Annotated in this window: 13 protein-coding genes; all 13 read right to left on the bottom strand. The window is 61.0% G+C overall.

Annotated features, from left to right (window positions below; all coding sequences use genetic code 11):
- A partial coding sequence (locus IEW06_RS20150; protein WP_308422050.1) for a DUF6503 family protein occupies positions 1 to 424 on the bottom strand: 424 nt, incomplete at its 3' end.
- 85 nt (positions 425 to 509) lie between these two features.
- Positions 510 to 983, bottom strand: a complete 474-nt coding sequence (locus IEW06_RS20145; RefSeq protein ID WP_229743193.1) for a DUF2625 family protein — start codon at positions 981 to 983, stop codon at positions 510 to 512.
- Between the two features lie 410 nt (positions 984 to 1,393).
- A complete protein-coding gene (locus IEW06_RS20835) occupies positions 1,394 to 2,173 on the bottom strand; it encodes a DUF6122 family protein (RefSeq protein WP_229743192.1) in 780 nt (259 codons plus the stop codon).
- 23 nt (positions 2,174 to 2,196) lie between these two features.
- The gene (locus tag IEW06_RS20135) at positions 2,197 to 4,584 is read right to left on the bottom strand and encodes a multicopper oxidase domain-containing protein (RefSeq protein WP_187734547.1); all 2,388 of its coding nucleotides are present in this window, start codon (positions 4,582 to 4,584) and stop codon (positions 2,197 to 2,199) included.
- 6 nt (positions 4,585 to 4,590) lie between these two features.
- Positions 4,591 to 5,709 (bottom strand): DUF2231 domain-containing protein, encoded by a 1,119-nt coding sequence (locus IEW06_RS20130; RefSeq protein ID WP_188548845.1) that lies wholly within the window; start codon positions 5,707 to 5,709, stop codon positions 4,591 to 4,593.
- Positions 5,710 to 6,028: 319 nt separating this feature from the next.
- Positions 6,029 to 6,226, bottom strand: a complete 198-nt coding sequence (locus IEW06_RS20125; RefSeq protein WP_187734544.1) for a hypothetical protein — start codon at positions 6,224 to 6,226, stop codon at positions 6,029 to 6,031.
- A gap of 94 nt (positions 6,227 to 6,320) precedes the next feature.
- Complete coding sequence (locus IEW06_RS20120; protein ID WP_187734543.1) at positions 6,321 to 6,527, bottom strand: heavy-metal-associated domain-containing protein; 207 nt, start codon at positions 6,525 to 6,527, stop codon at positions 6,321 to 6,323.
- A gap of 150 nt (positions 6,528 to 6,677) precedes the next feature.
- Positions 6,678 to 7,316: a hypothetical protein gene (locus IEW06_RS20115; protein ID WP_223285034.1), complete on the bottom strand. Its 639-nt coding sequence runs from the start codon at positions 7,314 to 7,316 to the stop codon at positions 6,678 to 6,680.
- Positions 7,317 to 7,479: 163 nt separating this feature from the next.
- Positions 7,480 to 7,815: a four-helix bundle copper-binding protein gene (locus tag IEW06_RS20110; RefSeq protein WP_187734542.1), complete on the bottom strand. Its 336-nt coding sequence runs from the start codon at positions 7,813 to 7,815 to the stop codon at positions 7,480 to 7,482.
- A 257-nt stretch (positions 7,816 to 8,072) separates the two neighbouring features.
- Positions 8,073 to 8,489: a response regulator gene (locus IEW06_RS20105; RefSeq protein ID WP_187734541.1), complete on the bottom strand. Its 417-nt coding sequence runs from the start codon at positions 8,487 to 8,489 to the stop codon at positions 8,073 to 8,075.
- 22 nt (positions 8,490 to 8,511) lie between these two features.
- Positions 8,512 to 10,536: a PAS domain-containing sensor histidine kinase gene (locus tag IEW06_RS20100; protein ID WP_187734540.1), complete on the bottom strand. Its 2,025-nt coding sequence runs from the start codon at positions 10,534 to 10,536 to the stop codon at positions 8,512 to 8,514.
- A 239-nt stretch (positions 10,537 to 10,775) separates the two neighbouring features.
- Positions 10,776 to 11,330 (bottom strand): helix-turn-helix transcriptional regulator, encoded by a 555-nt coding sequence (locus IEW06_RS20095; protein WP_187734539.1) that lies wholly within the window; start codon positions 11,328 to 11,330, stop codon positions 10,776 to 10,778.
- 48 nt (positions 11,331 to 11,378) lie between these two features.
- Entirely contained in the window at positions 11,379 to 11,690 is a 312-nt protein-coding gene (locus tag IEW06_RS20090) for a DUF6122 family protein (protein ID WP_187734538.1), read from the bottom strand.

The following is an 11,690-nucleotide window of genomic DNA, read 5'->3' as shown; positions in this document are numbered from 1 at the left end:
AGGCATCGTTCAGACCATAAGGCAATAAGGCAAAATAGATAACAGAGTTTACAGAGTTTGAGTAGGCCCGTTTTTTATCTTCTGACAGGTCAATCCTTTGGCCATTGACTTCCCGGTAAAAGCCGTTGTTCTGCAGCACGTCCTTCACATGGCCAGAAGAATCTCTAAAAGCTCTTGTATAGGTAAAAAAGCCATCATTTCTAAAAGCGGTATACTGCCTTTCTCGGAAGGTGAAGCGAACCAAGATTTTATCAAACAATTTGCCGCCGTGAGCTTTTATAGATAAGTCTACCACCTCCTGGGCTTTGCTTTTAGCCTTTATTGAAACGGGTATTTTATCGCCTCCCTTCTGGCACGAAAGAACCGCGACTGCGTGTATTACAGCCAAAAAAAATGTACAACCTCGAAACCAATTATTTCTCATAAAACCAGCTAATCATTTTTTTTATTTTTCTACATTCCCTTTCCTGTTGCAAGGAGAAGGCAATGAAACATCGAAAATGTGACCCCTAGAAAACCATATTCATCCTTGACACCGAAAAAGCTTTTAAAGCAAGTTTCCCAAGTTGCCTCGCCTTTATAACATCGTCGGCAATCAGCAGCATACCCGCTGGCTTGCCTTGGTTCCACTCCATCAGGGTCCTATTCAGGGCCGGACTGCCCGAGCCCAGGATCCGGAGCCACCCGCCATCCACCAGCAGCCCCCCGGTTTCATAGATGATAGCACCCAGGGGCGAGCGCGTGGTGACTTGCGCCGCCAGCAAGGTGCTATCGGCCCGCGCCGGGGTTTTGGGTAACACCTGCACCGGGTTTTTAGCTTCGCGCAGCCACTGCGAAACGAGCGCCCACCCAGGCTCTTGCTGATTGATTAGCTCCGCTAAGGGACGCGGGGCCGGGGTTTGAGCAGTGAGGCAAGCGCCAGTAGAGAGCAGCAGAACCAGACTAAGCCAGAAGCGAGAACTAGAGGGAGAAATACGGGCCACAAACTAAAAAGAAGGAAACGACCACCCAGCCAGGATCGGTCGTCTGCTAGGGATACGATATCGATAAGAGGGGATGGCCCGCCAGAGCGAAAAGCAAGGCAGGCGATACGTTTTCTCCTCTTCTCGCTTAGGCCGATCTAAAACTAGTGCTTCAAACTGGAAATGGGCTAATCTTGAGTGCCCAGAATGGTGCTAGGAGCTAATAATTATTCCAAGTCCACTCTTATAACTCACATTACGTTAACCAATGTTACTGCTTGGGGCTTGGGTTTGTTACACCAGTCGAGTGCCACGCCAAGCTTAACTATGACTTGCATAATTTCCACGGACCCACTTCTGGTACCTACTCAGTGGTCGTAAACGAGCACGTAGAAGTGCTCCTTCTACTTAACCTTCTCCGCTACTCTAACTTACTCAGCTACTTCACGGCCCAGTAGCTTCCGCACCCAGTTGCGCAAGGCATAAATACGAGAGTTGAGGTAGCACTCGCGGCAATGGCTGAAGTTCCATAAGCAGTCCACCGTGTCAGTGAAAAGGTGGAACAGCAGCCCCACGGCGACCATTTGCGTCGCCGGCAGCAGGAGCAGTAGCGCATACACGGGGATGGCATAAAAGGAGTGCAACGGGTGATACCCGATGCTGCAGCGCAACGGGTCGAAAATGGGTTTGGCCAGCAGGTGGTCCAAGTCGATGGCCATCGTGGCCAACATAATCAGGTAAGCGGTTTGCCACACCAAGGGGAAAAACACCAGCGCCAACACGACTGGGAAAACAAAGTGCAGGCCATAATGCACCAGCGTTTGGGCACTGAATAACGTGGGGGAGGCGTACTGGCGGGGCTCGCGCGGGGCCACCGGCCGGGTAGCGCTACGCACGGTATCCCCGGGCGTTGCTCTGGCATACCGGCGGCCTGGCTCGCCCGCTGGCTCCTTTTTCTCCCTGCGCACGTGGTCCCGCGTGTCCGCGACTTGGGGCCGCCCTTCCGCCTTTACCCGCCTGGGCAGGGTGGTGCGGTACTCCTGGGCGGTGACGGCCGTCGTCGTGTCGACGCGAGGTACCGGCCGCGAAGGGTGGTACTTGCCCGTATCTGAAAACGTAGGGACAATAGCGGAGGACCGGCAACCGGTTAATGCCAGGACCAGGCCGGCGGCGACGGACAGGAGGCGGCGGACAACAGACAAGGGCAGCATAGGCTGGACTATGATAGGCCGGATTAGTAGTGAATCGTCAGGCCGGCCCCCCACTTGTAGTCGCTGTCGTAGTTGGTGCTCAACGACACGTACTTGCTGACCAGGTAGCGAAAGGTGAGGTTATACTCCCGGTCCGTGTTCACCAGCAGGTCGGCGAAGAAGTTGTTGCTCAGGGGCAGGTCCGTGCGTTCCAGCTGCAGGCGCACCTGGCCGTTGCTGTCCAGGCGCAGCTCCGAGCGCACGAGCAGGGGCAGCAGGTAATAGGCTCCCACGTCGAACACTCGTCGGTTGTTTTTGGTGTTGCGTTCGCCTTCCGCGAGCAGCGTGCGGTTGTTGCGGTAGTCGAAGCCGACGAACGCGGCGAGAAACTGCCGGTTGTCGAGGTAGCGCAGCAGGTGGGTTTCGGTTTCGAAGTTACCCTGGTAGTTCACCCGGCCCTCGAATTCCAGCGCGTGGCGGTTGTTGGAGAGGGTAGTTTCCAGAAAAGTGCCTTGCGAGTGCGCCATCAGGTCGGCCCAGAGGTAGGGCCGGTTGTCTTCCTTTTTCAGCACCTTGTAGTCGGTGCGGGCAAATTCGTTTTGCGGGGAGCCTTCGTAGCTGATGACGCGGGCCATGCCGGCCATCATGTGGTAGAGGATGTGGCAGTGGAAAAACCAGTCCTGCTCCTCATTGGCGTCGAACTCGATAGTGACCTTGCCCATGGACTGAATGTCGAAGGTGTGCTTCATCGGCGAGTAGGCGCCCTGGGCGTTGACGAGCCGGAAAAAGTGCCCGTGCAGGTGCAGCGGGTGGCGCATCATGGTGGTGTTGGTGAAGGTCATGCGCACGTTTTCGCCCTTGCGGATGGGAATCTTGTCGGCCTCGGACAGGGTCTTGTTGTCGAACGACCACACGTAGCGCAGCATGTTGCCGGTCAGGGTCAGGTTGATTTCCCGCCACGCCTGGGTGGAGTCGAGCGTGGTGGGGTTGAGGGCCCGCAGCTGGTTGTAGTTGAAGTCGCCGGTGCTGCCCCCCATGTCCATGCCCGCCATGCTGCCCATGTCCTGCATGCTGCCCATGCTCTTGCCGGCTTTTTCCTGGGTATTCGCGGGCCGGTTCTGCGGCGAGGGCGCCGTGGTGGCGGGCGCCGCGCCGTGCTGCATGTCCATGCCCGGCATCTGCGAGCCACTAGCCGGCTTCTGGCCCGGCTGGCCCGACATGTCCATGCCTGTCATTTCCCCACTGCCCTGCTGCTGCTTGGTCATGCCGGCCCCGCCCATGTCCATGCCGCTCATGCCTTCCATGCTGCCCATTTCGCGCATCATCTGGAAGTAGTTGATGCGGGGCAGGTCCGGCGCTTTCATCGGCTCGCCCTCCCCGATGTAGGTGGAGGTGTAGCCCGTGATGTCGTTGGCCGTAGCCCGGAACTCGGCCGCGCCCATCGCGGGCACACTCACCAGCAGGTCGTAGGTTTCGGCCGTGGCAATTTCGAGCTTGGTGACCGGAAAGGGCTCCACGTTGATGCCGTCGGCGGCAATCACCTGCATGGGACCACCGGCGTACTGGAGGTAGAAATACGAGGAGGCGCTGCCGTTGATGACGCGCAGTCGCACCACCTCCCCGGGCTTGGCGTCCTTGAAATAGCCCTTTTCCTGCCCGTTAGTCAGAAACTTGTTGTAGTAGATGTCCGTCAGGTCCATGGCCGGCATGCGGCCCCACTCCTGCTTAAGCTTGTCCTTGAAGTAGCCGGCGGCCAGGGCCTCCCCGTAGCTCTGGGTGGCGCCTTTCTGCACGGCAAACCATTCGCCCGCGCGCTTGAGGTAGCGCAGCACTTCCTTGGGCTTGTGGTCGGTCCAGTCGGAGAGCACCAGCACGTACTCCTTCAGCTCGTGGGGAATCCGCTTGGGGTGGATGACGATGGAGCCGTAGAGTCCGGACTGCTCCTGCAGCATGGTGTGGGAATGGTACCAGTAGGTGCCGCTCTGAATCAGAGGAAACGTGAACGTGTGGGTGGTGCCCGGCTCGATGGGGGCCGTGTTGAGGTAGGGCACGCCGTCTTCCTCGTTGGGCAGCAGCAGGCCGTGCCAGTGGACGGAGGTTTCCATAGCCATCTGGTTGTGCACCCGGATGACGGCCGTGTCGCCCTCGTTGAAGGTGAGCGTGGGGGCCGGTATCTGGCCGTTGATGCCCATGGCGTGGCGGGTGCGGCCGGTGAAGTTGACCAGGCGCTCGTCGACGTACAAGTCATATTCCACGCGCTTGCCCACGTAGCTGCTGCGGGGCGTCACGACGTTGCCCCGCAGTTCGGCGGCGGGGGGGGCGGACTGGGTCAGGTGGGGCTCGGCGCCCTTAGTCATGCGCATGCCCGGCATGCTTTGCGCCCAGGCGGACAAGGTAGCCAGCAGCGCACCCAGTAGAAAGAGTATTCTCATTGTCAATTAGTTATTACTTTTGGGTTGGTTGCGCGCGGGGTTGTTGTCCTCGAAGCGAAACTTGTCCAGGGGACTGGGCATCGCCATGCCCGGCATTGTCCCCGCGCCCTTCCCTTCCATTCCCTTCATGTCGCCCATACTAGGCATGGATTCGCCCTTTTTCATGCCCGGCATGCCCGGCATGTCGTTCATGGACTGGCGGGTCGTGGCGGGCTTTTGACCGCCGGCGGGCGGCATGCCGGGCATGTTCTCCATGCCCTTCATCGTACCCATATTGCCCATGGCGGGCTGATTCCGGGGCGTATTTTTAGAGCGGGGGGGGCCCATGTCCATGCCCGGCATGTTGCTCATATCCATCGGGGCGGGCTGTGCTTTACGGCCGGGGGCCGGGGCGGAGGAACGCGGCGTGCTCATGCCGGGCATGTTCATCCCCGGCATATCCGCCATGGCCCCTGGCCGCGGGGTCTCGGCCGCCGGGGCCCGCGAGGGTTGGCCGCCGCGCGGTTGAGGGGGCATGTTCATGCCCTCCATTCTGGGTTGGGCCTGGTTGGGCGAGCCGCTGGCCGACGGGCCTGCGGGCGGCGGCTCGTGCGGTACAGGATCCAGGTGGGGCGCGTCGGTGCCGGGCGCCGGCATGTCCATGGCGGGCATGGCTTCCTCGCCCCCGTGGCCGTGGCTTTTATCGAGCAGGTTGCCCTGGGGCCCCACACCCTCTACGTAAACTAACTGGGCACCCCGGTGGCCGGCCACGGAGAGCACGCCGGCCGCGGCCACAGCCACAACCAGCACCAGCCCTTCGTAGGACCGGCGCTCAATCTTAAAGTATCGGCCTACGCCGGCCAGCAGCAGGGTGATGCCCGAGAGCCACAGGGTATAGCCCGCGTACTGCTCGTGGGCCGCGTACACCGCCGCCGCCCGGGGCGACAAACCAGCCGCCGCCGCGTGGAACACCGTGCTAGCCGCCAGGGCCCCGGCAAAGCCGCCGGCCATGATACCCAGCGTTATCCAGCGCACCGGGGGCCAGTCGCGATACACCAGCAGGCCCTGCAGGGCGGCCGCTAGCATAATCAGAACGATGGGCACGTGCACCACCAAGGGGTGCAGATTGGGAAAATCTGAAAACATAGAGCCGAATGGAATAAGGCTGGTACACGAGAAAACCCCGGCTCACCGCAAGCAGCAGCGCGGGGGACACATCCCGAAGGGCGAGGGAGAGAAGCGCTGACCGCCAGTTCTAGCCAAGTGGTCGGTGCTTTTCCTTGTGCTTCCATACGTGGTCAACTCTCCCCAATGTTTGCATGCACAGGGTCGCCCGGTTGCATAATTTCAAGCAGAATGGTTGACGGCTAAGCGTGCCGGACTCGGCTTTGAGCGGCTTTGGTGGGCCGCTAAAACGAAAAACGCCCGGCCGCAGGGCCAGGCGTTTACAACGAGCAAAATCAGCTTACTTGGCAGCGCAGCAGTCAGGGGCACCGGTCGCGCAGGCCGGCGTACCGGCCTGGGCGCAGTTCTCTACCAGCGGGCAATCGGGCGTGCCTTTTAGCGGGCAGTCCGCGGCGGTAGGCGCGGGGTTGGTAAAGCCAAACAGGGCGCCACCGGAGAGCAGCGCCGCAGCGCCGAACATCATCATTTTGCGTTTCATCGGTTCGAGTGGTTAGGGTGAGCCCGCCGGTACGGCCGCGGGATGGTACAACTAGCCACGGTCCGTACGCCGTGGGTAATGATAAAGAAAGTAATTAGGCTTTTTGAGCCTTGAAGCCGGCATCTTCCACGAGCGCCAGTACCTGCTCTTCGGTGACGTCGCCGGTCACGGTGAGCACCTTATTGGGGTTGGTCGTGTCCACCTGCCAGGAGGTGATGGCCTTCTCACCATTAAGGGTGGGCGTCACGGCCTTGATGCAGCCGCCGCAATTGATGTTGGTTTTGAATTGGAGCGTTTTCATAAGAAGAAATGAGTAGCGCCCAAGGCGGGCGGGTTCGGGATTAAAACACCCAAAAGTAGCGGCCCGTGCCCGGGAAGGGGTACAGAATTAGGCTTCTGGCTTGCATGATTTGAAGTCTACTCCCCGCGCTGGTACCAGTAACCAGTACCTTTAATGGTGGCCCATGCCCCCGCTTAGCAGGTGCTTGCCAAGAACAAAAAGTAGGCCCAGCGCCAGCAGGATCAGCAGCAGGTAACGACTCCAGGGGGTGGGTCCCGCCGACGCGGGCAACCCTCGTTCTACCCGATCGCGCCTTGCTTGTCGCCACTGACCGATGCGGCCCCAGGGCTTATAAACGGAAATAGCCGTGGCCGTGAGCAGCACCACTAGCGCGGCCGCGGCGTCAGCCAAGAGCTGCAGGCGCAGCCCGCGCAGATCGGTGGCGGACAGGTCCGTTTTCGCGGCTACGTCCGCTAGATAGGTCACGGGTTGCATGTGCAGCAGCAATAGCAGCGTGGCCCCCACCGTGAGCACCAGCTTGACCAGCACCCAGTAGTGCTTAAATAATCCCCAGGGGGTACCCAGGGCCTGCGCCACCCCCGTTGCGAGCGCGCCCAGGTTGGAGGGTACGATGACAAACCAGCCGCTCAGGCCCATGGCCAGGTAGGCCGCTCGCACCAACTGCGGGTCCGAGCTGACTAGGCCCGCGATGGCCAAGGCCAGAAAGGCAGCGACGGCCCCCAGCCAGCCCACGGAAAAGGTAATGTGAGCCGTGAGCACGAGCTTGCGCAGCGGCGGGGAGAATGACATGGGATGGGAATTGAGAGGCGGGAAATAAGTAGTAAAGCTACCGACCCCCGGGGTGGGTAGCCGTATAGAATTGCGTCGCAAACGTGCTTAAATTCCCGGCCGGCAGAAATGCGGAAGCCGGCCTGTAATGCTACAAGCCGGCTTTTCAGCAACGGAAACCCGACTAAGCGGTTACGCCGGCCAAACAGGCTTCTTCGCACTGCTTGCAGGCCTCAGCGCACATACGACAATGGTCGTGGTGCTCGCCGTGCTGGGCACATTCCACTCCGCAGGCATGACAGATTTGAGCACAGAGTTGCAGCAGGTGTTGGGCGTGCTCGGATCCACGGGCCACGAAGCGGGCAGTCAGGGCACAAATATCGGCGCAGTCGCGGTCCAGCTGAATACAGCGGGCCATCATCTTCACGTCCTGCTCTTGCAGGCAGGCGGTGGCGCAGTGCTCGCAGGCAGCGATACAGGCGTTGAGGGCAGCGAGGAGGCTTTGATTCTGATTGTGCATAGGAAAGAGGGTTAGGTGAACAGATAAGGCAACCCAACCGGGCCGCTATATAGGTATACCCCCCCTGCTATCTGCGGTTTTATATATTACATCCCTTCCCTTGCATGATTTTGGGATTTCTCCACCGTAACTGGCACCACTTCGGCCTTGGTTACAAGTTTGGTCCAACTGTTACATTTCCCTTCTTAGCAGGGGGAACTGGTAGTCAGTCGGCGCAGGGGAAAACCCGCGTGAATCGTGGAGGGAAGATCTTCCCCCTACCCGGGAGCCGGGAAATGCTCGGCTAGAATAGCGGTGACCTTTTCCTTGGTCAACGGTTTGCTCAGAAAGCCAGCAATGGGCTGTCGCTGGACACGTCCCAAGTCCAGGGGGTGGAGCGAGGTAGTAAGCATAATGATGACAATGGCTGACTGCTGGTCCCGGGGCAGCTGCGCGTACGCTTCGAGAAAGGCCAGCCCGTTCATGACAGGCATGTTCATATCCAGCAGGATTAACTGCGGGCAGGGCGCGGCGGCCGGCGCCGAGCAGGTCTGCACGATGGTGCGCAAGGCCTGCTCGCCATTCTCGGCGAGCAGCACCTGCTCCGCTACCCCCATCCGGGTCAGCAACAGTTTGTTGAGGAAATTGGTGGTGCTGTCGTCATCGACTAGGAGCACGGTAGTTAACGGCGGCATAGAGCAAAAGAAGAAAAGGCGCTTAGGCAGGAAAGGTGACGGTGAAGGTCGTGCCCTGATGGGGCTGACTCTGCACCGAAATGGTGCCGCCCGCATTCTCCACCAGGCGCTTGCTGATGTAGAGACCCACGCCCGTGCCTTCCACGTGCGTATGCAACCGTTGGAACAGGCCGAAGAGTTGGCGCTGCTGCACCTCGCTCATGCCCAAACCATTGTCTTGCACTGCCAGCACCACTCCATTGGGCGTTTGCGCGGCGCGCACCAGCACCACCGAAGGCCGGTCGGGTGCCCGATACTTGATGGCGTTACTAAGCAGATTGTAGACCACGCTCCGCAGATTGGCCGGGGCGAAGGACACGACCAACTCCGGCGTCAGGTCCACGGTGAGCTGGGTCTGGGCGGCCAGGAGTAGGGGGGTTAAATCCAGGCGGACATCCTCCACCACCTGGGCCAGCACCACCGGTTCGACGGGACCGGTGTGGGCCAGTTGCAGCCGGGTCATATCGGTGAGCTGAGTGATGGTCACCTGGAAGCGGGCGATTGTTTTGTCCAGCAGCGCCAGCAGGTGGGCCACCATCTCGTCGTGCTGCACGGCGGCCGGTAGCGTCTCGCGCAAAGCCAGGACAATGCTTTCGATGTTGGTGATGGGCGCTTTCAAGTCGTGCGAGGCCGTGTAGACGAACGTATCCAGGTCCACGTTGGTGCGCGTGAGCTGCGTGTTGCTTTGGTTCAGCTCCTCGTTGGTGACTTGCAACTCCTCGTTAATGGCCGCTAGTTCTTCATTTAAGTCCTGCACCTGCTGGCGGGCCCGTACTTGGGCGGTGACGTCTACGGCCACGCACATAATGCTGGTGGTACGTCCTTCGGCATTGCGCAGGGGCACGTAGCTGAAGTTATAATAGCCCGGTTCCCCGTCGCGATGGTGGGGCAGCTGCGCCGCCTGCTCGTGGGCCACGTACTCCTGGCCCGAGTGCCAGATCTGCGCGAGCAGGTCGCGGTAGCCTTGGTCGGCCAGGGCCGGGAGCAGGTCGAAGTAACGTTGACCCAGTATTTGGTCTGGCGTGCTGCCCAACATCTGCCCCATGCTGGGGTTCACGACGTCGAAGATGTACTCTTCCCCGCGTACCACGAAAATGGCGACCGGCGCCTGTTCGAACACGTCCTGCAACTGCCGCTGCTGCGCGGCGCGTTCCTGGCGTGCCAGCACCTGCTCGGTCACGTCGTAGGCAAAAATGGAGATGCCCGCTACCTGACCGTTTTCCCGGTAGGCCTGGTAGGTGAAGTTGTAGTAGGCGCGGCGCGGCGGCTGCCCGGGCGGGGGCTGCGCCGTGAAGGGCATCTCCTGACCAAAGTAGGTCTCGCTGGTCTGGTACACGCGGTCCAGCAGGTCCCCAAATCCTTGGTCTTGTAGCTCGGGCACCGCCACGGCCAGGTCGAGGCCTACGAGTTGGCGGCCGGGGAACAAGGCCTGGTAGGCGGGGTTAACGTACTCGAAGCGGTGGCCAGGGTCGCGCAGCAAGGCCACGAGCGCAGGGGTTTGCTCAAACACCCGGTAGAACGTCAGGCGCTCGGCGGCCTGGCGCTCGGCCTCGGCGCGGGCGTGCTGATCGGCGGCATGGCTTGCGCGCAGGTGCACTTGGGCCTGCACTTCGGCCGTGACGTCGCGCGCGGAATGGAGTATGTAGAGTACCCGGCCCTGCGGATCCAGTAGCGGGGTATTGAGCGGGTGCCAGTGGCGCTCGACGAACTTGCCGGGGCGCTCGGGGTCGGGCACATCGTAGTGCTGGGGGGCCATCTCGTGCGGCTGCCCGGTGACGAGCACCTGCGTGAGCGAAGCGCGCAGGTTATGCACACTCTGAGCCTCGGGCGAGAGCGGGTTGTCGGGGAAGGCATCAAACAGGTACTGCCCTACCAGGCGCTCCCGCTTCGTCAGCGTGGCCCGCAGGTAGGCGTCACTGGCGGCTTCAATCACCAAGGCCGGTGAGAGCAGCATGTAGGGTGTGGGCAGCGCATGGAAGAGGAGCCCTACATCTAGTGCAACTGGCATAGTTATAAGTCAAGAAAGCTCGTAGCCGTAACGAAGGTACACGGTTTACCTACCTGACCTAACACTGAAAAATCAGAGCGCTGCAAACGAGTACGACCTGCCTACCAGGCCTCATGCCTCTTAGCTGGAGTGAATTCTAAAGATAGCCAGACCCATTTCAGAGAGCTATGCTGCTTCGATGGTAACGGCTGCTGGAGAATTCAACCCAATTAAACCCATGTAATATTTAAACCAAACTTTCAATCAAGGCCCACCTCGGCCTGCTGCAGCCGGCGGTACGTGGAAGGCGAACAGCGGGTCAGGCGCCGGAACTGACCGGAGAAGTGAGCCAGGCTGCTGTACCCCAGCCGCCGGGCAATGAGGCCCACGCCGAGGTCCGACGAGGCCAGCAGCTCCTGAGCATAGGCCAGGCGTTCGCCGAGGAGGAAACCCGCCAGGGTTTGGCCGGTGCCCAGCCGGGCAAAGGCCGCGCTAAGCTGCGGATACGACAACCCCAGCTCCTGGGCCACGGCCGCCCCAAAGGCCCGGTGCCGCAGCACCTCCCCCGGTTGACGCAGCCGCCGGTTTACCGCTCCGCTCACTCGTTCCACCAGCGTCTGGTGCCAGGTTTCAAGCAGCGCGAACCGGGCCGCTTCCAGCGCGGCCCGCACCCGGGGCCAGTCCACCGCTTCCGCCGGGCCGGCGACCGTAGCGGCGCCCAGCCGCACGTCGAGCACCTGCAGGCCCAGCCCTTCCAACTCCTGGCGCACCACCCGAATGCCGCGCGCGCACACCATGTGCTTGATGTAGAGCACAGTGGTAGGCGAAGCAGCATCGGGGTAAGGGACCATTAGTGCGCGGCGTTAAGGCAGGTAGATGCCGCGTTGCCAGCACTCGATGTAGTCCAGCCCCATGTGCAGCAGAAAGCCCACGGCCCACACCCGGGTGCGGGCGGGCACGAGCAGCAGCCCGTAGCCGCCGATGGCCCAGTAGGTGTGGAAGGTGTGGAAGTTGATGCTGCAGCGGTCCGGGTCGTAGAAGGGCGTGGCCCACAGGTGGTCCAGGTCGAGCAGCAAGGCCGCGGCCAGCACCAGCCAGACCCGCCGCCAGTGGGGCCGGTAAAATCCCAGGGCGACGAGGCCAGGCACCGTGATATGGAGAAAAGCGTGGAGCAT

The sequence above is a fragment of the Hymenobacter qilianensis genome (assembly GCF_014638675.1).
Taxonomy (GTDB): Bacteria; Bacteroidota; Bacteroidia; order Cytophagales; family Hymenobacteraceae; genus Hymenobacter; species Hymenobacter qilianensis.
This window is presented reverse-complemented; position numbering and strand designations above follow the sequence as displayed.